General features: G+C 72.6%; 21 protein-coding genes and 1 tRNA gene. 9 read left to right on the top strand and 13 right to left on the bottom strand.

Features of this window, described 5'->3' with window-relative positions:
- Positions 1-5: 5 nt before the first annotated feature.
- The 6 genes from ACJOT3_RS10255 to ACJOT3_RS10280 form a co-directional block, all read right to left on the bottom strand.
- Complete coding sequence (locus tag ACJOT3_RS10255; protein WP_406971270.1) at positions 6-962, bottom strand: Lrp/AsnC family transcriptional regulator; 957 nt, start codon at positions 960-962, stop codon at positions 6-8.
- Between the two features lies 1 nt (position 963).
- Positions 964-1,311 carry a ribosomal protein L7/L12 gene (locus tag ACJOT3_RS10260; RefSeq protein WP_406971272.1) on the bottom strand — a complete coding sequence of 116 codons (348 nt, stop codon included), beginning with the start codon at positions 1,309-1,311 and terminating at the stop codon, positions 964-966.
- A gap of 120 nt (positions 1,312-1,431) precedes the next feature.
- Entirely contained in the window at positions 1,432-1,653 is a 222-nt protein-coding gene (locus ACJOT3_RS10265; protein ID WP_406971274.1) for a hypothetical protein, read from the bottom strand.
- Positions 1,650-2,501: an ABC transporter ATP-binding protein gene (locus tag ACJOT3_RS10270; RefSeq protein WP_406971276.1), complete on the bottom strand. Its 852-nt coding sequence runs from the start codon at positions 2,499-2,501 to the stop codon at positions 1,650-1,652. The genes ACJOT3_RS10265 and ACJOT3_RS10270 overlap by 4 nt, the downstream gene beginning before the upstream one ends.
- Before the next feature lie 166 nt (positions 2,502-2,667).
- Complete coding sequence (locus tag ACJOT3_RS10275) at positions 2,668-3,213, bottom strand: lytic polysaccharide monooxygenase auxiliary activity family 9 protein (protein ID WP_406971278.1); 546 nt, start codon at positions 3,211-3,213, stop codon at positions 2,668-2,670.
- Positions 3,214-3,750: 537 nt separating this feature from the next.
- On the bottom strand, positions 3,751-4,266 hold the full coding sequence (locus ACJOT3_RS10280) for a hypothetical protein (protein WP_406971280.1): 516 nt from the start codon (positions 4,264-4,266) through the stop codon (positions 3,751-3,753).
- 63 nt (positions 4,267-4,329) lie between these two features.
- Between ACJOT3_RS10280 and ACJOT3_RS10285 the strand changes: the two genes are divergently transcribed.
- On the top strand, positions 4,330-5,178 hold the full coding sequence (locus ACJOT3_RS10285; RefSeq protein WP_406971282.1) for an oxygenase MpaB family protein: 849 nt from the start codon (positions 4,330-4,332) through the stop codon (positions 5,176-5,178).
- Here the strand turns inward: ACJOT3_RS10285 and ACJOT3_RS10290 are convergent.
- Positions 5,111-8,104 carry an AfsR/SARP family transcriptional regulator gene (locus ACJOT3_RS10290; protein ID WP_431652333.1) on the bottom strand — a complete coding sequence of 998 codons (2,994 nt, stop codon included), beginning with the start codon at positions 8,102-8,104 and terminating at the stop codon, positions 5,111-5,113. The two genes, ACJOT3_RS10285 and ACJOT3_RS10290, sit on opposite strands and share 68 nt — an antisense overlap.
- A gap of 118 nt (positions 8,105-8,222) precedes the next feature.
- The gene (locus ACJOT3_RS10295) at positions 8,223-8,384 is read right to left on the bottom strand and encodes a hypothetical protein (protein WP_406971284.1); all 162 of its coding nucleotides are present in this window, start codon (positions 8,382-8,384) and stop codon (positions 8,223-8,225) included.
- A gap of 666 nt (positions 8,385-9,050) precedes the next feature.
- On the opposite strand from ACJOT3_RS10295, the gene ACJOT3_RS10300 reads away from it, so the two are divergent.
- From ACJOT3_RS10300 to ACJOT3_RS10310, 3 genes are all read left to right on the top strand, one after another.
- Positions 9,051-9,599, top strand: coding sequence for a hypothetical protein (locus tag ACJOT3_RS10300; protein WP_406971285.1), 549 nt, complete (start codon positions 9,051-9,053; stop codon positions 9,597-9,599).
- Positions 9,600-9,602: 3 nt separating this feature from the next.
- Positions 9,603-10,250, top strand: coding sequence for a hypothetical protein (locus ACJOT3_RS10305; protein WP_406971287.1), 648 nt, complete (start codon positions 9,603-9,605; stop codon positions 10,248-10,250).
- A gap of 949 nt (positions 10,251-11,199) precedes the next feature.
- On the top strand, positions 11,200-12,039 hold the full coding sequence (locus ACJOT3_RS10310) for a hypothetical protein (protein ID WP_406971289.1): 840 nt from the start codon (positions 11,200-11,202) through the stop codon (positions 12,037-12,039).
- A gap of 27 nt (positions 12,040-12,066) precedes the next feature.
- Here the strand turns inward: ACJOT3_RS10310 and ACJOT3_RS10315 are convergent, their stop codons facing one another.
- Positions 12,067-13,341, bottom strand: coding sequence for a hypothetical protein (locus ACJOT3_RS10315; RefSeq protein ID WP_406971291.1), 1,275 nt, complete (start codon positions 13,339-13,341; stop codon positions 12,067-12,069).
- 163 nt (positions 13,342-13,504) lie between these two features.
- On the opposite strand from ACJOT3_RS10315, the gene ACJOT3_RS10320 reads away from it, so the two are divergent.
- The 3 genes from ACJOT3_RS10320 (at position 13,505) to ACJOT3_RS10330 (ending at position 15,584) form a co-directional block, all read left to right on the top strand.
- The gene (locus tag ACJOT3_RS10320; RefSeq protein WP_406971293.1) at positions 13,505-13,990 is read left to right on the top strand and encodes an NUDIX hydrolase; all 486 of its coding nucleotides are present in this window, start codon (positions 13,505-13,507) and stop codon (positions 13,988-13,990) included.
- A 298-nt stretch (positions 13,991-14,288) separates the two neighbouring features.
- Positions 14,289-14,687 (top strand): hypothetical protein, encoded by a 399-nt coding sequence (locus tag ACJOT3_RS10325; protein WP_406971295.1) that lies wholly within the window; start codon positions 14,289-14,291, stop codon positions 14,685-14,687.
- An 87-nt stretch (positions 14,688-14,774) separates the two neighbouring features.
- Positions 14,775-15,584 carry a DUF2786 domain-containing protein gene (locus tag ACJOT3_RS10330; RefSeq protein WP_406971338.1) on the top strand — a complete coding sequence of 270 codons (810 nt, stop codon included), beginning with the start codon at positions 14,775-14,777 and terminating at the stop codon, positions 15,582-15,584.
- A 278-nt stretch (positions 15,585-15,862) separates the two neighbouring features.
- Here the strand turns inward: ACJOT3_RS10330 and dnaN are convergent, their stop codons facing one another.
- Complete coding sequence (dnaN, locus tag ACJOT3_RS10335; RefSeq protein WP_406971297.1) at positions 15,863-17,008, bottom strand: DNA polymerase III subunit beta; 1,146 nt, start codon at positions 17,006-17,008, stop codon at positions 15,863-15,865.
- Positions 17,009-17,145: 137 nt separating this feature from the next.
- Complete coding sequence (locus ACJOT3_RS10340; RefSeq protein ID WP_406971340.1) at positions 17,146-17,604, bottom strand: DUF4442 domain-containing protein; 459 nt, start codon at positions 17,602-17,604, stop codon at positions 17,146-17,148.
- A 131-nt stretch (positions 17,605-17,735) separates the two neighbouring features.
- Between ACJOT3_RS10340 and ACJOT3_RS10345 the strand changes: the two genes are divergently transcribed.
- A tRNA-Ser gene (locus ACJOT3_RS10345) sits at positions 17,736-17,824 on the top strand.
- A 21-nt stretch (positions 17,825-17,845) separates the two neighbouring features.
- Here the strand turns inward: ACJOT3_RS10345 and ACJOT3_RS10350 are convergent.
- Positions 17,846-18,403, bottom strand: a complete 558-nt coding sequence (locus ACJOT3_RS10350; RefSeq protein ID WP_406971299.1) for a hypothetical protein — start codon at positions 18,401-18,403, stop codon at positions 17,846-17,848.
- Between the two features lie 73 nt (positions 18,404-18,476).
- The gene (locus ACJOT3_RS10355; protein ID WP_406971301.1) at positions 18,477-18,830 is read right to left on the bottom strand and encodes a nuclear transport factor 2 family protein; all 354 of its coding nucleotides are present in this window, start codon (positions 18,828-18,830) and stop codon (positions 18,477-18,479) included.
- 142 nt (positions 18,831-18,972) lie between these two features.
- On the opposite strand from ACJOT3_RS10355, the gene ACJOT3_RS10360 reads away from it, so the two are divergent.
- Positions 18,973-19,461 carry a winged helix-turn-helix transcriptional regulator gene (locus tag ACJOT3_RS10360; protein WP_406971303.1) on the top strand — a complete coding sequence of 163 codons (489 nt, stop codon included), beginning with the start codon at positions 18,973-18,975 and terminating at the stop codon, positions 19,459-19,461.
- Positions 19,462-19,509: the final 48 nt, after the last annotated feature.

Below are 19,509 nucleotides of genomic sequence, written 5' to 3' on the forward strand. Positions count from 1 at the left end.
GCGGTTCAGCCCGCGGAGAGCATCCGGCCGCCGCGCTTGCGCGCGTGCAGCAGCAGCGTGGTCTCCACGGAGTCGACCTGCGCGGCCCAGGGGGTGTCGGTGATGAACCGGTAGAGCGCCGCGCTGTCGGGCACGGTCACGTTGGCCACGATCTGGTGGTCACCGGCCAGCGCGGCGGCGTAGCGCACCTCCCGCGCCGCGGCCAGCTCCCGGCCGATGCCGTCCACCCGGTGGGGCGCGGAGCGGATCCACAGCATGGCCTCCACCGGCAGCCCGACCAGAGCGGGCTCCACGAGGGCGCGCAGGTGGATGTGGCCGCGGCGCAGCAGCCAGTCGGTGCGGCGGCTCGCGGTGCTCTCGGACACCCCGGTGCGCCGGGCGATCTCCTCGAACCCGGCCCGTCCGTTCTCCGCCAGCACCCCGGCGATCTGTAGGTCCTGGGCGGTGAGCTCGCCCTGGTCGGGGAACCCGCCGCGGTCCGCGGAGTACTCGCGGGCCAGCGCGTCGGCCTGGGCGCCGGTCAGCGGCCCGAAGCGCCAGCCGCGGATGGTGCGGAAGTACCGCAGGACCGGGTAGCTCACCGCGGCGCGCAGGCCCACGGTGGCGGGGATCTCCGTGCCGAGCACCTGCGGCAGCCGCTCCGCGTCGAACATCAGCTCGGCGACGCAGTCGCTGCCGCCGGTGGTCATGTAGGAGAAGGTGCAGTCGGCGCGCTGGGCCAGGGACTCGGTGGTCATCCGCGCCGTGCCGGGCGCGCAGCGGACCCGCAGCAGGGTGGAGGCCGACTGGGGGAGTATCCCGGCGACGGTGACGTCCCCCGAGGCCAGCAGCTGGTTGCCGCGCCGGGCGACGGTGCGTTCGGGCTCGGCGAGCACGGTGGCGATCCGGCGCCAGGAGGCGCGGCCGTCGATCTGCAGCGCCGCGGCGATGCGCTGCTCCAGCCCGTCCAGCGTGCGGGTCATCTCATCGGCCGAGGCTGTCGATGAAGCGCGCGGACTCGGTCTCGGTCATGCCGGTCTCGCGGGAGACCAGGACGATGGCCTCGGCGACGCGGTCCTGTGCGAGGAGTTCGCGTACCCGGTCGGCGAGGCTGTGGCCGGGGGTCGGCTCGACGGGGACGGAACGCCCCTCCTCCAGCGCGTCGACCGTGTTCTTGGCGTCGGCCAGGCCCATGCCGGTGCGTTCGCGCACGAGCTTGATGGCCTCGATCTTGCGCCGGGCGCGGACGAGGGCGAGCGCCTCCTCCGCGGTGCCCTGGTCCAGCGGTCGAACCGGCGCCGGGGGCTTGCGCAGACCGTCGAAGAAACCCATGATCCGCATCGTCCTTCCTGGGGTGGGGGTGGGCCTGGGATGAGGGGGTGGGAGAGCGTTCCGTTCCGCCGCAGTGTAGCCCCGTCACCAGGAACGCCCTGCTCTCAGGGCGTCCTGTTCTCAGGGTGTGCGGCGGCGCAGGGTGGCCGCGCCCAGGATCAGCGCCGGCGCGGCGAACCCGAGCACGATCCCGGTGTCCACGAGCAGGTCGCCGGTGACCTCGGGCTGTTCCACGGCCTCGGTGATGGCGTCGACCGCGTAGGACAGGGGCATCACCGCGGAGATCCGGTACAGGACGTCCGGGCGCGGGGTGTTCCCGGGCACCGGGGGCCGGACGCTCATGGCCCCCCGGTCGCCGGACTCTCATGAACTCCGGTCGCCGGGCGCTCGTCGGCTCCGGACACCGGGGGCCCGTGGGTCCGGGGCGCTGTACGTTCGTGGCGGCCGGGTGGCGGGCGTTCGTGGCGGCTCCGCCCCGGTCCGGGTTCGCGGACGATGCGCGGGAAGGCCTGTTCCAGGTCCTGCACCCCGGTGCGCTCCCGCAGCCGCGCGGGCGTCTCCTCGGTGACCAGGCGGCCCTCGCGCAGCAGGACGGGCCGGTCGCAGCGACCGGCCTCCTCCATCACGTGGCTGGAGACCAGCAGGGTGGTGCCGCGGTCGCGGAGCCGGTGGAAGAGCGACCACGGTTCCTCGCGCAGCACCGGGTCCAGGCCCACCGTCGGCTCGTCCAGGACCAGCAGCCGCGGGCTCCCCGGCCGGGCGACCGCCAGGCCGACCCGGGTGTGCCGGCCGCCGGACAGCTCGCCCGCCGGTCGGCGGGCCGGGTCGCCGAGGCCGGCCTCCGCCATGACCCGGTCGGGGTCGGTCCGGGGAGCCCGCAGCACGGAGGTGAAGTAGGAGAGGTTCTCCCGCACTGTGAGGTCGGCGTGGACCGAGGGAGTCTGCGCCGCGTAGCCGATCAGGGTGCGCGGCGGGGCCGCCCCGGCCGGGTGGCCGAGCACCGTGACGGTGCCCGCGGTGACCCGCCGCACGCCGGTGATGGCGCGCATGAGCGTGGTCTTGCCGCTGCCGCCGGCTCCGAGCAGGCCCACCACCTCGCCCGCGGGGACGCTCAGGTCGAGTCCGGTGAGGACGTCCTGCCCGCCGCGCCGGACGGTCAGCCCGGTCGCCGTGACCGCATCGGTGTCCATGTTCGGACGGTAGGCCGCTTCGGCCGCCGGATCAATGCGCCGGGCCTGGTCCCCGGCCCGGGCCCGGTACCCGGCTCAGGCCCGGTCCCACGCTCTGGCGGCGATCCGCCGCGGCCCCCGGCCCGGGTGCGGAGCCGGGCCGGGGGCCTCAGGGGATGCGGCGGGGTCAGCTGCGGATGTTGACGTCGATGCAGGCGTAGAAGGCGTTGGCCGTGTCGTAGACGTTCCACACCGCGAGGATCTTCTGCGGGCCGTTGTAGCCGGACAGGTCGAGGGTGTGGGAGAAGGTCGAGGGCGGCTGCGCCCCGCCGTCGTCGAACACCGCGATCCGCTGGCCGCCGATGAAGTACTCCCAGGTGGAGGTGCGGTGGTTGGCGGTGATGGTCCAGGTGAAGGACTGGGTGCGGCCGACGTCGGTCCGCTGCCAGCCGCGGCTGTCGTCGTCCAGCTCGGCGAACTGCTGGTTGCCGCCGGAGCAGCTGGTCAGGCCCTTGGGGCCCTCGACGCTCTGCGGCTCCCACTGGATGGGGCCGCACTGGACCACCCCGGCGGCACACTGGGCCTGGCGGCTCGGCGGGTTGGAGATGTAGCCGTGCGCGTTGGCCGTGCCCATGGGCATGAGGCCGAAGAAGAGGGTGGTGGCGGCGGCGAGCGCCGTCGCGGCGCGGAGCGGGCGGTGCTTGCGGGGGGCGTCGGTCTTTCGGGTGAGCATGCGGGGCCCTTCTGTGTGGGTCATGGTCCCCGGTGGTGCGGGGGCACGCCGGGGGACGCGTAGCGGGATGACCCGGACCGTTTCCGGTCCAGGGCGAAGCAGGGCGGGTTCGGATAAACCGCGGAAACCGAGGTTTCCCGCCCGTTGCGGACGACCGTAGGCAGGCTGTGACAAAGAGTGCAAGGGCCCTGGTGGCACGGGAGGGGAGGGTGGGACCGGACCGCGTTCGGAACCACTGTGCGCCCTCCGGCCACTGGTACGGGTGGCGACCGGCCGGGCACGTGGAGTGAGACCAGGGGGAACGGGGCCGCCGGGCGCGGGCGGTCCGGGCCGGGAGAGGTGTAGACCAATCCGGGTCGGTGAGGTCCGTCCACTGGACCTCACCAAAGGGATAGATTTCCCTTACCCCACACCGGAGGCCCCGTCCTGGGCGTGCCCCCGATCCCACCCGGGACGCCAGTCCGAGAAGGCCGGAGTGTCCGGGTGGTCGAACCGGAACGGCCCACCGAGACGGGCACGGGGCGGCGCCGACCGGCCTCAGCTCGACTCGGAGATCCCGTACGGGGCGCACTCGTGGTCGACCCGGAGCGGCACCCGGAAACGTTCTGCCAGTGCTTCGCCGAGCGCCCGGATCTCCCGCAGCTCGGCCCGCCCCGTCGGTCCGGGCGCGCGGCACCGCATGACCGCGACGACCGGCTCCTCCCCCGGGCCGAAGAGGGCGTCCAGCCGCACCATCCACCCGAAGTCGTCGCCGTCCCAGGAGATCTCCAGGACACGGAGCACACCCGGATGTGCGGCGATCCGCTCCACCAGGTCCGGCAGCGTCGGCGCGGGCCCGGGCGGGCAGGGGTCGATCCCGAGTTCGGAGAACCGCTTGAGGGCCATGTCCCGAGCGTCGTACAGGTGCAGGCCGCCCCAGGGGCGGAAGGCCTCCCGCACGGCGACGACCCCCGCGAGGTAACCGCGCTCCCGGATGGCGGCGTCGATCCGGGCACGCTCGTCGTCGTCCAGCAGGCGCAGGAGGGCGGTGTCGTCGTCGCGGATGTCTCCCATGAAGGAGAAGGTACGGCGCGCCTCACTCCAGGAGGAAGCGGTTTATCTCCTACGATCCTGGACATGGGCCGATCGTCCGACGAATCCCCGCTCCGGCGGATCACCGCGGAGTCCTGCCTCCTGGGCGGGGCCGGGTACGCCGTGCTGCTCCAGATCGCCCACCCCAGCGTCGCACACGGGGTGTACCACCACAGCGACTTCGAGCACCGCCCCTTCGCCCGGCTCTTCGGCACCCTCGCCTACGTCTACGGGACGGTCTACGGCACCGACGCCGAACGCGAACGCCTGCACTCCGTGGTCCGGGCGATGCACAAGAAGGTCAACGGCCCCGGCTACCGGGCCCTGGACGAGGACCTCCTGCTGTGGGTGGCCGCCACACTCTGCCACAGCTCAGCCCGCCTGTACACGATGGTGTTCGGCGGGTTCCGCGACGAGGAGGAGTACGCGCTCTTCCTGCGGGAGGCCTCGGTGTTCGGCACCGCGCTGGGGCTGCCCGCCGCGGCCTGGCCGGACACCCCCGAGGCGTTCGACGCCTACTGGGAGGAAGCGATGGCCCGGCTGGAGGTGGGGGACGAGGCCCGCGACATCACCCGCCGCCTGTTCCGCCCCCGCCAGCCGGTGCTGCGGGTGCTGATGCCCCTCCAGCAGTTGCTCACCGCGGGGCTGCTGCCGGAGCGGCTGCGCGACGGGTTCGGCCTGCCCTGGTCGCCGGGCCGGCAGCGGCTGTTCGACGGGATCCTGGCCGCCACGCGGGCCGTCTACCCCCGCGTGCCCCGGCCGGTGCGGGTGCTGCCCGCCACCGTCTGCCTGTGGTCGATGCGCCGGAGCGGCGACCCGGTCCGGCTCAGCCGCCGAAGCGGTCGGCCAGGGCCGCGCGGGCGCGTTCGGCGTCGGGCGACCCCACCTCGGTGAGGATCTCCGCCGCCGTGCGCAGCAGCTCCTCGGCCCGCGAGGCGGCCACCGTGGGAGCGGGCAGGGTGCCCAGGGCCAGGCAGGCGCGGGCGACGGTGTAGCGCTCGTCGCGCTCCAGGGCGATGGCGTGCGCCTTCTCCAGGGCGACCGCGGCCTCCTCGTGGTGCCCGGCCTCGGCGTGGGTGATCCCGAGGTCGGTGAGGATCTCGGCGTCGCCGCTGCGGTCCCCGGACTCCTCGGCCAGGGTGAGGGCGGCCCGGTGGGCCTCCACCGCCTCGTCCAGGGAGCCGGCGACACGGTAGGCGATACCGAGGGAGTTGTGGACGTAGATCTGGCTGCCGACCAGCCCCAGCCGGTGCGACAGCTCCAGGGCCTCATCGAGGTCGCGCAGCGCCCCGTCGAGGTCCCCCAGGCCGACCTTGGCCTCCCCCATGACCCGTTTGACCAGGGCCGTCGATTCCTGGTGGTCCTCTCTGGAGGTCTTGGACAATGCCTGCTCCGCACAGTGCAGGGCGTCGCGGTGCTGGCCCAGGCTCTGCCGCACGACCGCCAGGTTCCCCCACTGGAGGGCTTCGAGCCTCTGGTCGCCCAGGGACACCGCGTGGTCGAGCACCCCCTGGATGGCCTCGGCCGACTCCCGCAGGCGTCCGACCCGTTCGTAGACCATGCCGAGGTTGGCCAGGGCCCGGATGATGCCCCGGCTGTCACCCACACGGGTGAGCAGGTCCCGGGCCTCGACGAGCATGCGCAGGGCGTCGTCGAAGCGGCCGGAGAAGTAGTGCCCGATGCCCAGGCCGATGAGGGTGACGGCGCGCCCGCGGAGGTTGCCCTGCCGGTCGCTGATCTGTAGGGCCCTCTCCTGGGAGCTGATGAGCAGCCCCATCTGCCCGTGCAGGGCGTAGAAGCGCCACACCGACTCGGCCATGCGCCAGGCGTACTCGCCCTTGTCGTGCGAGGCGAAGTGGTCGATGGTGTCCGCCAGGTTGTCCCGGTGCCGGTCGAACCAGGCCTCGGCGTCCGAGCGGCTGAGCAGCTCGGTCCGGTACCCCTGCCGGAACCTCTCCCCGTCCTCCAGCGCGCGGGGGCCCAGCAGCTCGGCGGCGTGCTGGGCGGTCGCGAGGTAGTGCTCGGCCAGCCGCGTCCTGATCCGCTCCACCCGGTCCGCGCCGAACTCGCCGACCGCCCGGTTGAGCGCGAACTCCCTGATGAGGTCGTGCATGCGGTACACGTCGCCCTGGGGTTCGTCGAGCAGGCACACCCCGACGAGTTCCTGGAGGATGTCGTCGGACTCCTCCACCGCCTCCTCCAGCAGCGCGGCGCCGCCCGACAGGTCGATGATGTTGCCGATCATCAGGCCCAGGGTCAGGAAGGCGTGGCGCTGCTCGTCCGTGAGGCTGCGGTAGGAGAGGTCGATGGCGGTCTCGACGCTCTGCCCGTCGACCTGGAGTTCGCGGAACTTCCGGTTCTGCTCGGTGAGGCGGCGCACCACGTGCTCGAAGCTCCACCGGGGACGGCTGAGCATGCGGCCGGCGATCACCCGCAGGGCCAGGGGGAGTCCGCCGCAGATCCGGGCGATCTCGCGGGCCACGCCCTCCTCCCGCTGCACACGCTCCTCGCCCAGCACCCGGGAGAAGAGCTCCAGGGAGGATTCCTCGTCGAACATCCCGAGGGAGAGGAAGCGCGCGCCGCTCAGCCCGGAGAGCTCGTTGCGGCTGGTGATGAGGGTCAGCGAACCGGGGGAGGACAGCAGCAGCGGGCTGACCTGCGCGTAGCTGACGGCGTTGTCCAGTATGAGCAGGGTCCGGCGGCCCATGAGGGTGGCGCGCCACAGGGCGGCCCGCTCCTCCAGCTTGTCGGGGATCGTCTCGGGTGCCACCCCCACCGCGCGCAGCAGGGAGCCGAGCGCGGAGGACGCGTCCAGGGGCTCCTTGCCAGCGGTGTACCCGTACAGGTCGATGAAGAGTTGGCCGTCGGGATAACGTTTGGCGGATTCGTAACCGAAACGCACCGCCGTGGTGGTCTTGCCCTCCCCGCCGGGGCCGGTGATGACGCAGACCTCGGCCCTGCCCCCGTAGGCCAGGGACACCTCCTCCAGGCGGCGCAGGCTGTCGCGGCGCCCGGTGAAGTCCGGGAGGTCCCGGGGCAGGTCGTTGCGAACTCGGTAGCGGCTCCCGGATTCCGTTTGTTCCGTGACCGCCCCCCGCACCTGCTCGGCGTCCTCCTGCAGGATGCGGGCGTGCAGGGCGATGAGTTCGGGACCCGGGTCGACACCCAGTTCGTCCGCCAGGCGCGCCCGGAAGTCCTCGTAGGCGGCCAGGGCGCGGGCCTTCTCGTTGGCCCGCCACAGGGCGGTGATGAGCAGGTGGTGCAGGCGCTCCCGGAACGGCTCCTCCCCGGCGAGCGGGGTCAGGCGGGAGACGACCTCGTCGTACCGGCCCAACTCCAGCGCGCAGGTCGCCCAGGCGGTGAGGGCGGCCCAGCGCTCCTCGCGCAGGGGCGCGACCACCGTGTGCTCCAGGGACTCCGACCCGACCCCGGAGAAGGGGACCCCGCGCCAGTGGGACAGCGCGCGTTCGAGGAGTTCCATGGCGGCTTCGGGTTCGGCACGGGTCGCGTCGTCCCGCAGGCGGCGGAACCTGTGCAGGTCGACGCTCTCCGGATCGACGTCGAGGACATAACCGCCGGCCGTGGTGGAAATGTGCTCGGGAAGGAGTCGGCGCAGGTGGGAGACCTGGACCTGAATGACCGAACGTGCGGTGCGCGGCGGGTCGTCGCTCCACAGATAGGTGATGAGCCGGTCCACGGTGACCTCGCGCCCGAGGTCCACCAGGAGTGCGCCCAGTACACAGCGCTGGCGCGGTCCACCGATCGAAACCGGACGCCCGTCGGACCAGGCGGCGATGGGGCCGAGCACACCGAATTCCACAAGGAGCAACCCTAGCAAGATGAATTGCGCAAAAGTCGAATCCGAGCACGCGAAAGGCTCCGAGTATCTCCCCCTCTACAACAGATACTCGGAGTGATCTTTCGGTTACTTCAGAGTGTTACTTCTCTTCTTCCTTCGGTTCCTCTTCGGCCGGGACGTCGCCGTCCGGCTCCCCGGCCGGCACCGGCCCCTCCGGGTCGGGCTCCTGGTAGGGGCGCATCTTGGCGTCGGGCATCACGTCGGCGACGATCGCCTCGAACCGGTCATCGAGAGTCAGCATCTGGGGGACTCGCAATCCTCGTCTCACCGCACTCGTGTAGAGCCGCAAGGTGGCCCTACGTCGTCTGCGAACCATCACGGACTTCACCGCCCTTCGGGGCGGACGGGCCACCCGTGGCGGACTCCGCCTCAGGAAACGCCACGGGTGGCATGTGTCCAACGAACGACGATCCGATCGGGAGGTTCGCGAGCCGTCCTCTCGCGGCGACCGGTCGTGCCGAACGCCTTCGACACTAGAGAGATCCTCTTCCAGGCCGCTTTCAGTCCACTTACAGCCCCGAAAGGGGCCGGAGCCACGGCTCGGGCCACGGCCCTGGAACAGGCCGGAGCCGCGGCTCGGGAAACGACACAGCGTGGAAAGGGTGTGCACCCGGGGTGACACATTCGCCTTTTCCGATACCCGGCCGAACACCGGACAAACGGCGATCCGGGCATCATTCATTCCTCGGCTTCCCCGTCCTCGGAAGCCCACGCCCGCGTTCTCGCCCTCCGGGACCGGTACCGGGTACCGACCCTGTGCGGCGTACGCCCCCCGGGAATGATGTGACCTCTTCCGGCCGTTCACAGCGAGTCAGGGGCATTTGCGCCTACACTGCGGCGCGTGGCCCATCACGCCCATTCGGACGAAACCCCCGGTCGCCCCCTCCCCTTCCTCCCCGGCGACCGCATGCTGCGTACCGCGGTGCTCTCCGTCGGAGCCGCCATCGTGGCCGTCGTCGTGCTGGGCACGTACCTGTTCGGAGGGTTCGAAGCGGCGGCCCCCGAACCGAAGCCGCCCGGCACCGAGCTGCGCAACGTCCTGTACCGGATCACCCCGCACGAGGCGGGGCTGGGCTCCGACGAGATCGAGGGCACCGTCGTCCAGGTCCTCGCGGACGTGGAGCTGCACGGCTCCGACCTGCCGGTGTCGATGTTCGACGTCGGCGCGATCATGGACGTGCGCCTGTTCCCCGGCGACCACCGGGTGAAGCACCCGGGCCTGACCCTGACCCGCTACCCCCAGGGCTTCACCACCCGGTTGCAGCCGCACATGCCCGAGGAGGCCCTGATCAGCTGGCCCCTTCCCGACGGCGTCTCCTCCGACGAGGTGGAGACGATCCGGATCACGGTGCGCCAGGCCGAGAAGATCACCACGTCGGGCGGCGGCGGGTTCTTCTGGACCGACGTCCCCGGTTCCAGCGTCGGCACGGTCGACCTGTCGGTCGGGGAGGGCTGACCCGTGCCGTCGCGGTCCCGCACCGGCCTCGGCCGCCGCATCCTGACCTTCGTGCTGTGCGTCGTCCTGATCGCCGCGATCTTCTACACCCAGCGCTTCATCGTCTCCAGGCAGGCGCTGGTCGACCCCATCGCGACCACGGGGGCGCAGGGGGCGGTGGTGTCCTCCCGCGCGTTCGAGGCCGAGGTGACCCGGGTGGACGTCACCGCCGAGATCGAGGTGACCGGCAGCGTCATCGGCGACGCCGAGAAGGTCCCGGCCAACGGCGTGTGGGTGGTCGTGTGGGCGCGGGTGACCGCCCTGGAGGACACCGTGCACGGGCTCTCGGCGCAGCTGAACATGGCCGACGGCGTGGTGTACGAGGAGCGGGGCTGGTTCTGGGCGTCGCTGGACCAGGGGACCTTCTCCCCCGCGATCCCGCAGCGCGGCGCGTTCGTGTTCGAGGTGCCCCCTGACCGCCTGGACGGTCCGACGCTGGTGCTGACGCACCGCCCCGGGTACGAGTCGCGGCTGTCCTCGCGGGTGGAGATCGACCTGGGCGGGGTCGAGGCCGGGCCGGGCGCCGACGCGGTGATCCTGACCGGGCCCGAGATCGACATGACCGGAAGCGACACGGGTGGAAGCGAGGGGGCGGCGGATGCGTCCGAATGAGCCCGGGGACCCCGGGGCTCTCCGTCGCGGCGGTGCGCCGCGCGATGACGAGCCGCCGGCGTCGCCGTACCGCGTGCCCGGACCTCCGGCGGGTCCGCCCCCGGCCGGGCGGCCCGACGGGTTCGGCTGGTACCCGGAGGAGCGGCCCGCGCCGCCGGAACAACGGATCCCCCGCCGCCCGGTACGGCAGCGGCCGGGGCCGGTGAACCGGCCCGCCGGGGCCGAGGGGTTCGGCGGCGGCCCGGGGCGGCCGCCGGCGGACCCGCGCGGCCCCGCCGGGGGCGGGGCACCCGGGGCACGGCAGGCCGGAGGATACCCGCCACAGGACCCGCGCGGCGGACGCGGTGGGGCACCGCAGGGCCCCGGGCCGAACACCGGCGGATACCCGGGCGAGGGACCGCGCGGGGGACCGCCGCAGGGACCGAACGGCGGGCCGTTCGACGGGCCGCAGTACCCCGGGCCGGACTCCGGCGGGTACCCGGGAGAGGGAAGACCTTCCGAGGCGTACCCGCCACAGGGACCGCGGGGCGGGCGCCGCGGAGCTCCGCAGGGGCCGGGGGCCCAGCCGGGTGGTGGACGGCCTCCGCAGGACCCGCGCGATGAACGCCGCAGGGCGCCGGGCCCCCCGGACGGCGGGTCGCAGCCCCCCGGTCCGCCCGCCGAGGCGTCCCCGCGGGGTGCCCGTGGCGGGCGCCGCCGGGCGACCCAGGGGCCGGACGGCGGGCCTCCCGGGACGTACCCGCCGCAGGACCCGCGAGGCGGACGCCGCGGAGCGCGGCGGGGACCCGCCGACGGTGGGACACCCGGAGCACAGCAGAGCGGCGGATACCCGCCGCAGGACCCGCGGGGCGGGAGCCGCGGAGCGCGGCAGGGCACCGGCGGATACCCGGGCGACGGACCGCGCCCTGATGCCTACCCGCCGGATCCACGGGGCGGACGCCGCCGGGCCTTGCGAGGGCCGGACGGCGGGCCGTTCGACGGGCCTCCCGCCGAGGCGTACCCGCCGGGGGCGCGCGGGCGGCGCCACGCACCGCGGTACCCCGGGGACGACGGCGGGCCCCCGTTCGGCGGGCCGCGACCCGGACCGTTCCCCGGCGCCGACGCGCACGCGGGACCGCACGGCGGTCCCCCCGGGGCGTTCGGAGAGCCCGCTCCCCCTCCCACCGGGGCCAGGGGCAAGGCCATCCGGCACGCCCGGCCGCTGTGGAAGCGCCTGCACCTGCCCTACGCGGCGGTGCTGGTGCTGCTCTTCCCGGTCATGCTGGTCTGGCCCTACACCACCGAGGTCCGCTCCGGGCTGGAGACCGGGGCGATCCGGCCCCAGGCGCGGCCCGTCGGCGTCGGCGACACCGCGACCCTGGTCGGCAGCGAGTGGCGGGTCACCGGGTACATCACCGGCTTCCTGGCGGGAGCCGAGCCGCCGCCCGAGGGGCTGGAGATCCTCGACGTGGGCTTCCGGGTCACCCCCGGCGACGAGAAGTCCGCCGAGCTGCTGCGGCTCAGCTGCGAGTTCCGCGCCGTGGACGGCCAGGGGCGCTCCTGGGAGCGCACGCACCTGTTCTCCATGCGCGACTTCGGCGACGAGGCGAGCGACGGGGCCTACGGCTGCACCACCGGCGAGGGCGAGACCATCGCGCCCGGGCAGGAGCAGTCGATCATCCTGTCGTTCCTGGTGCCCTCCGACGTGGTCGAGGACCTCCGCTACGAGGTCACCGTCGACACCTCCGACGACCCCGAGCGGCCCCGGCCCGACGCCCTGGTGTTCGAGGCCGAGGAGCTGGAGGAGTAGCCGGGCGGGTCGGCCGGCTTGGGCGGGTCAGCCCGCGTGGCCGGGGCCGCGGGAGGGGGCGTGCGTCGCCGTCCGGCGCACCCGGCGGCCGACACTGTCCTCCTCGGCCTTGCGCAGCGCGATCTCGAAGGCCGCCGCCAGCAGGCACACCCGCATCAGCATGTGCAGGGAGTCGACCACGAACTCGATCGGCTGGAGCAGCGGCCACCACTCGGCGTGCAGCGGACCGGGCCCCATCAGAACGAAGACCAGCCGGTGCAGCTGCGTGAACGCGACCTCCAGCAGCACGAAGCACAGGGAGTACGACAGGTAGAAGAGCGGGCCCACGCGCAGGACGAAGCGCAGCGCGTTCAGGCACGGGTAGACCTGGTCCTTGAGGTCTCCGCCGACGAACCGGTCGAAGAAGCGGCCGGTGCGGGCCACCCGGTTGACCGCCCGATCGAAGCCGTCGCGGGCGCGCCGCTCCTCGAAGACGGTGTCGTGGTCCTCGACCTGGGCGCGGTAGATGACCGCGGCGATCGTCAGCCACAGCAGCGGGCCCACGAACCCCGTCGAGATCAGCTTCCACACCTTGGCCCACCACACCGGGACCTGGGCGTAGATGTCGGGCAGGCCGACCAGGCCGCCGACCCCGTTCACCAGGTCCCGGACCCCGACCTGCATCTCCACCCAGAAGACCCGGCCGGTCACCCAGACCTCCGCCTGCTTGATCGCCAGGCCCAGGGAGAACAGGAACATGAACACCCACACGCCCTCGAACAGCGCGGTGAGGATGCCCAGGACGGCGCTGTGCCGCTTGCGGTAGAAGTGCGAGCAGAGCTTGCGCAGCAGCCACGCGGTGACGGCCACGACCAGCGGCAGGCCGTACCAGGGCACCTGGAGGGGCGCCTCGAACGCCTCCAGGCCGCCGGTGTTGAGCAGGGAGACGCTGTAGAGGTCGTACTGCTCGCGGATCAGTCCCCAGGCGGCGTAGAACAGCAGGAACGGCAGGATCGCCAGGGCGACCCCGTCCACCACGCGGCGTTCGCGTTCGACGAACCCGCGCCGCCTGTCCTCCCGGACCACCTCCGAGCTCAGCTCGGCGTCGATCGTCGGCAGTCCCGAGCGCAGCAGCTGGAACATGACCACGAACGTCACCAGGGTGACCAGCAGGGTCAGGCCCAGGCCCGCCAGGGAGAGCGTCTGCTCGACGCCGGCCAGGCGCACCAGGCCGCGCAGCAGCAGCGCGTGCAGGAGCATGCCGACGGTGTGGACGCACAGGAGGGGGACCCAGTAGCGTGCGGCCAGGCCGAGCGCGTACACGGGGAGAAGGGCTGCGGAAGTCGTCGAGCGGGCCATCGGTTCTTGAAGGGTAGAGGGTAGGGACCGGAGGGGCCGCGGCCAGGTGCGGCGTTCCGGATCCGGCCCCGGTCGCGGACGGTGGTCGGCGCGCGGGGGCGGGACGCGTGGGAATCAGGAGGGCTTGATGGAGGACGGCGACGGCAACGGCTGGGTGCACCTGCCGGACGGGTCCAGGCGCTGGGGAGTCTACGGTGCCGCGGGGCTGTTGTTGTACGGAACGGACGTGGCCGGAACCGGACACGTGCTGCTCCAGCACCGTGCCGGGTGGACGCACATGGGCGGCATGTGGGGCATCCCCGGCGGCGCGCGCAACCGGGACGAGACGCCGTTGGAGGCCGCGGTCCGGGAGTTCCGCGAGGAGATCGCCGGGGACCTGGGCGGGTACACGGTGGTGGGGACGCACGAGCACGACCTGGCGGTGTGGCGGTACGACACGTTCCTGCTGAGCGTGCCGGAGCTGGCCGCCTTCTCCCCCGCGAACTCGGAGAGCATCGAGGTCCGGTGGGTGCCGGTGGAGGCGGCGGAGGCGCTGCCGCTGCTGCCCGCGTTCCGTACGGCGTGGCCGACGCTGGTGGCGGACCTGCGGCGGTCGGTGGAGCCGGCGGGCTGACCCGGGGTCGGCGGGCCGACCCCTCCGGGCCGGGCCGGGGGTGGTGCGGGGCCGACCGTCCGGGGCGGGAAGCGCGTTGGTGGCGGCCCGCGGGCACTTCCGGGGCGGGTCGTTCGTTGATCCGTCGTGGTCCGTGTTCCCCCGTTCGTCCACAGGCCGCGCCCCGCGGGGTGCGGCCCGGACACTCCGGGGTAAGTCAGGGATGTGCCCTGATGTGCGAGCGGACCGGGGCAGTGCATGCTGGTGGAGACGGCCCGTTCCGGAGCGGTCGTCACGCGAACGGACTGGAGCGGTGGACATGACGCTGGAGCGCGGTAACGCATTCACTCCCGTCGCCTCGGCGACGATGATCTGGCCCTGGACGACGTCTGTGCTGGGCGGTGCGGCGGGCGGCGCCCTCTTCTTCCTGCTCAGCCTGGGCGGCGGGCTGATCCCCGCGGTCATGTCGGGGCTGGGCGCGGCCGTGATCTTCTTCTCCCTCGTCGGCGGTGTCGGCGGTGTGATCAGCAAGAAGTCCGACCGGCGCGGCCGCCGCTACGCGGCCAGCTACCCCTTCCGCTACGCGGCCGTGCCCGCCGTGGTGGGCGGTGTGGGCTACGGGATCCTCTCCCTGAGCCTGTTCGGCGGCCTGTTCGCCGCGCTCGCGATCTGGGTGACCGTCGGCCTGATCGCCATGGTGGTCGGGGACAAGAAGTAGGCTCGTGTTTTCCGCCCAGGTGCGGAAGAAGGAGAACACACCTACGGGAGCAACCGGGCGCCGATGACTGAAGCTGCTCGTCAGAAGATGGTCGAGCGGGTCCGAGGGCTCCTCCGCATGGCGGAGGACCCCTCGGTCACCGATGCCGAGAGCCAGGCGTTCACCGCCAAGGCCGCCGAGCTGATGACCCGCCATGCGATCGCGGAGGCCGAGGCCCGCGCCGAGCGGGGTGAGGAACCCGACGCGATCGGGCGCATGGACTACACGGTGTCCGGGGTGGGCGGCCACGGCAAGGCCCGGGTCCGGGCGCTGGCCGACATCGCCGCCGCCTACGGGTGCCAGTCGGCGGTCCGCGGCAACTCCTCGGAGAACACCGACCGGATCCTCATCCTGGTGGGGACGGTGAGCGCGCTGGACGCGCTGCGCATGCTGATGCCGTCGATCTCCATGCAGATGGAGGCGTCGGCCAAGTTCATGAGTTCGGGGCACGTCACCGATATCCGGGAGCTGCGCAACTACACGCGGTCCGAGCTGGAGACCGAGCGCAAGCGGTACTACCGGTCGTTCGTGCGGGCCTACGGGCAGGCGGTGGCCGAGCGCATCCGCGACTTCCGGCGCCGTTTGCAGGAGATGGCGCGGCCGGCCGACGGGGCCGGGGATCCCGGTGACGGCGGGGTGGCGTCCGCGCGGGGTGCGGAACTGGTGCTGCGCGCCGATGTGCACCGGGTCCAGGAGGAATTCCAGAAGCAGTTCCCGCAGTTGCGCAAGCACCGGCCCGAGCGGACGCACAGCGCGGCCGGGGCCCGGGCGGGGTACCAGCGGGGGCGGCAGGCGCAGCTGGGCCTGGAGACGTCCGTAACCGGTGGGGGTTCGTCCACTCTGCCCGCGGGCGAGTAGCCGAGTCCGGTTCATGCCACCCAGGCGAATTGTCCTGTTTTGTGGTGATTTCCGGTGTCGGAAAGGGCCCGGTTCCACGAAGTTTTCCACAGGCTGTGCACAGAATCGCCCCTGGAGACGTTCTCGCACGTCAAAGCGGAAATGCGAGAGCGGCGCGGGGGCGATTCGGGTGATCCTGGGGCTGATTACCCCGGGTTATCCACAGGCTGGGCGCCAGCCTGTGGAAAACCTTGTGGATAACTCGGCGGCAAGCTGTGGATAAGGCCCGAATCCCCTGATCAGGACACCCGCAACGGCTGTACCAGATACCGGAAGGACGGGGTCTCGCCCTCCTTCGCCGGGACATCGGTGAACACGGCGGGTTTCGTCGGCTCCGTGAAGTTCAGGTGCGCGGAGTCCGTCGCGATCGCCGACAGCCCGTCCACCAGGTAGTCGGGGCGGAACGCCACCCGCAGCGGGTCGCCCTGGTAGTCCACCGCGATCGCCTCCACCGCCTGGGCGTCCTCGCCCGAACCCGCCTCCAGCGTCACCTCGCCCTCGGTGAACACCAGCCGCAGCGGGGTGTGCTTGTCGGCCACCAGCGCCACCCGCTTGACCGCCTCCATCAGCGGGGCCACCGCCACCTCGGCGCGGGAGGCGAACTCCGCGGGGAACCAGGCGGCGTACTTGACGAAGTCGCTGTCGATCAGCCGGGTGGTGCTGCGCCGGTCCCCGTTCTCGAAACCGATCGTGCCCTCCCCCGGCGCCAGGCCGCCGGCCGCGCCCGACGACAGCGCGACCTCCACGTTCGAGCCGCCGATGACGCCCCGCACCATGTCGTGCAGGGTGCGGGCGGGCACCAGCGCGGAGGTGTCGATCCCGGGGTTCCGGGGCTTCCACCACAGTTCGCGCACCGCGATGCGGTAGCGGTCGGTGGCCACCACGCTCAGCGTGTCGGCGGTGAAGTCCAGGTAGGCGCCGGTCAGCATCGGCAGCGTGTCGTCGCGGCTCGCCGCGGGGGTGACCTGGCGGACCGCCTCGGCGAAGGTGTCCGCGGGCACCGAGCCGATGCGTTCGGGCATGCCGGGCAGCGTGGGGTAGTCCTCCAGCGGCATGGTGATGAGGGTGAACCGGGCGGCGCCGCCGCTGATCCGCACCCTGGTGCCGTCGGTGTCGATGTGCACCGAGCCGCCGGGCAGGTTGCGCACGATCTCGGCGAGCAGCCGGCCCGGGACGATCACCGCCCCGGTCTCCTCCGCCAGCACCTCGACCGAGGAGCGGGCCGAGACCTCGTAGTCGAACCCGGACAGGTGCAGGGCGGAACCGCCGTCGGGGACCTCCAGGCGCATCCCGGCCAGCACCGGCACCGCCGGGCGGTTCGGCAGGGCGCGCGCCGTCCAGGCGACGGCCTCGGCGAACGCGTCGCGGTCCACACGCAGTTTCACGATCTCTGCCTCCTCGTCGGCGCGGTCAGGGTCAACCTACCCAGGGGTGCCGACAAAGCGACAAGCCCCGGACAGGCCCGCGAAAGTGGGCGCGACCAGGGCCGATCGTGTTCAGGATGTGGCTGTGGGGACGGGTGTCACTTGCGGTTCGGCTTGAGGGTCCAGATGATCGTCATCTTGCCGGTGACGGTGCCGTCCGCCATGCGGATCTCCACGTCGATGGGGAACTCGGGGCGCTGGCCGCCGTCGAGCTCGGCGATGATCTCGTTCCGCGGGCGGCCCAGCACGGCCTCGGCCGTCATGTCGCCGGTGGCCATCTTGAGGAAGTGGATCTCGGCCTTGGTCGGCAGCGGCAGCGCGCGGTCCATGGTGTCGCCAAAGGTGCCGATGATGATGGCACCGGAGGCGGACTCGGCCAGGGTGAACATCGCCCCGGCGTGCGCGCCGCCGATGTGGTTGTGGTGCTCGGGGTTGTCCGGCAGGTTCATCACGGCCCGACCGAAGTCGAGGTCCTTGAACGACAGGCCGAGCGTGCGGGCGAAGGGCACCGCGGCCAGGAAACCGGACTTGACCATCTCCGCCGTCTCGGCGTTCATGTTTGCCATGCCCCGAATGTTACTTGCGAGTAACCCCGCCGCGCCACCCACCGCGCGGCAACTTCCCCGGCCCGCACCTGGCAACGGAGCGCTTGGGCTACGATGACTCGCGGAGACCCCAGGGTCCCCGGGGAGGGTTCGCATAGCGGCCGAGTGCAGTGCTCTTGAAAAGCACCAAGTCCTTGACGGGGCTTCATGGGTTCAAATCCCATACCCTCCGCGGCCGCGAGGGGCCGCCCGCTCACCGAGCGGGCGGCCCCTCGTGCTGCCGGGGCCAGGCGCCTGTCGGGTCCACGTTCCAGGCGGCGGGCAGGTCGGCGTCGCCGAAGACGCAGGCGAAGTCGCCCTCTCGGACGATGTTCACCTCGGCGCAGGCCGGGCAGCGGCGGAAGACGATCCCGTGGGTGAGGCGGCCGGGGTGTTCGAGGCCCGCGCGCTCCAGGGCGGCGGCCACCGCGGGCCAGGAGGCCGGGTCCGGGCAGTGGCCCGTGGACCGGTTGCTGATCTCGTGGACGGACCGGCGGCCCGCACGGAGGTGGAAACCGGTCTCTCCGGCGCTCAGCACCGGGCCGCCGCCGGCGCACGCGACGTGTTCGCTGCGGCGGGGCGCCAGGAGGAGCGCCCCCTCCTGGTCGATGACGAAGGTGAAGGGCTCGGCCCACTCAGCCGCGGCGCGCTCGGCCGCCCAGGCGTGGAAGGCCGCCGCGGTGTCGACAAGTCGGCCCGCGGTCTCGGGGCGGACGGAGGACCGCAGGTCGTCCGGGCCGACATAGCGATAAATCCGGTGGTCGGGGCTCACAAGGACCGCATTCTCGCACTCCCGGGCCCGGAACGCGCCCGGGGCGCCGCCGGTGGTGGACCGGGGGCGTGGCTCAGGGCTCGATGACGAGGCCGGCGATGCGGCCGTCCCGGAGGGTGAAGTGGTGGCGCAGGTCGATCTCGCCGCCCGGGAAGTCCCCCTCCAGGTGGAGGACGACGGTGTACCGGTCCCGGCCGGCGGACTCGGCGCCGACCGGTGTCGCCGTGTAGGTGAACGCGGTCTCGGCCCGGCGTATCCAGCTGGTGACGGCGTCGATGCCCACGTGGGTGCCGCCGTCGTCGACCACGGTGGCGTCCGCGGTGAAGAGGGCGGCCTCGCGCTCGGGGTCACCGGTGTTGTGCACGGCCAGGTAGGCCGCGACGGTCTCGGGGAGGCCGTCGAGGTCGACGGCGCGGGTGTCGGTCATGAGATCCTCCGGATCGCGGGAATGCGGGGCGCACCGGCCGCGCTTTCCCGGACGGGACCATGGGGGCGGTCGGCCCCGCATGGTCACTTCTAAAATAGAAGCAACTGGCTTCGATACTAGCAGCAACCCTGGGGGGAGTGCCGTGCCCGGTCGGATACGTCAGGAGGACCGCGAGTGCCCGCTGTCGACGGCGATCGACTACGTCGGCGACTGGTGGACGCTCCTGCTGCTGCACGACGTCTTCGACGGCTACACGCGCTTCGACGAGTTCCAGCGCAACCTCGGGATCTCGTCCAGCATGCTCACCGGCAGGCTCAGGCGCCTGGTCGAGGACGGCCTGCTGGAGCGGCGCCCCTACCAGACCCGGCCCGTTCGCCACGAGTACGTGCTCACCGAACTCGGCCGCTCGCTCCGCCCCGTCGTCATCACCCTCGCCGCCTGGGGGAACTCCCGCCTGGCCCCCGAGGAGCGCCGCATGATCCTGGTGGACTCCGCGACCGGCGAGCAGGTCGAGCCGGTCGTGGTCGACGCGGCCACCGGACGGCGCCTGGACGACCCCGACACCTACGTCTTCACCGCCGGGCCGTCCGCGGGACCGCAGATGCGCGGCCGGTACACACCCGAGGACTGAGGCGGCCGGAAATCGCGTCGACAGGCGGGATCGGGAGTGGAAGGCTGC

The sequence above is a fragment of the Nocardiopsis protaetiae genome (assembly GCF_045446735.1).
Taxonomy (GTDB): Bacteria; Actinomycetota; Actinomycetes; order Streptosporangiales; family Streptosporangiaceae; genus Nocardiopsis; species Nocardiopsis protaetiae.

Excerpts from the sequence above, each read along its gene's own strand:
- ACJOT3_RS10355 (WP_406971301.1), bottom strand. The coding sequence starts at position 18,830 with ATGACCGACACCCGCGCCGTCGACCTCGACGGCCTCCCCGAGACCGTC.
- ACJOT3_RS10270 (WP_406971276.1), bottom strand. The coding sequence starts at position 2,501 with ATGGACACCGATGCGGTCACGGCGACCGGGCTGACCGTCCGGCGCGGC.
- ACJOT3_RS10260 (WP_406971272.1), bottom strand. The coding sequence starts at position 1,311 with ATGGGTTTCTTCGACGGTCTGCGCAAGCCCCCGGCGCCGGTTCGACCG.
- ACJOT3_RS10330 (WP_406971338.1), top strand. The coding sequence starts at position 14,775 with ATGGTCGAGCGGGTCCGAGGGCTCCTCCGCATGGCGGAGGACCCCTCG.
- ACJOT3_RS10340 (WP_406971340.1), bottom strand. The coding sequence starts at position 17,604 with ATGAACGCCGAGACGGCGGAGATGGTCAAGTCCGGTTTCCTGGCCGCG.
- ACJOT3_RS10300 (WP_406971285.1), top strand. The coding sequence starts at position 9,051 with ATGCTGCGTACCGCGGTGCTCTCCGTCGGAGCCGCCATCGTGGCCGTC.
- ACJOT3_RS10255 (WP_406971270.1), bottom strand. The coding sequence starts at position 962 with ATGACCCGCACGCTGGACGGGCTGGAGCAGCGCATCGCCGCGGCGCTG.
- ACJOT3_RS10275 (WP_406971278.1), bottom strand. The coding sequence starts at position 3,213 with ATGCTCACCCGAAAGACCGACGCCCCCCGCAAGCACCGCCCGCTCCGC.
- ACJOT3_RS10295 (WP_406971284.1), bottom strand. The coding sequence starts at position 8,384 with ATGCTGACTCTCGATGACCGGTTCGAGGCGATCGTCGCCGACGTGATG.
- ACJOT3_RS10265 (WP_406971274.1), bottom strand. The coding sequence starts at position 1,653 with ATGAGCGTCCGGCCCCCGGTGCCCGGGAACACCCCGCGCCCGGACGTC.
- ACJOT3_RS10325 (WP_406971295.1), top strand. The coding sequence starts at position 14,289 with ATGACGCTGGAGCGCGGTAACGCATTCACTCCCGTCGCCTCGGCGACG.
- ACJOT3_RS10285 (WP_406971282.1), top strand. The coding sequence starts at position 4,330 with ATGGGCCGATCGTCCGACGAATCCCCGCTCCGGCGGATCACCGCGGAG.
- ACJOT3_RS10320 (WP_406971293.1), top strand. The coding sequence starts at position 13,505 with ATGGAGGACGGCGACGGCAACGGCTGGGTGCACCTGCCGGACGGGTCC.
- ACJOT3_RS10280 (WP_406971280.1), bottom strand. The coding sequence starts at position 4,266 with ATGGGAGACATCCGCGACGACGACACCGCCCTCCTGCGCCTGCTGGAC.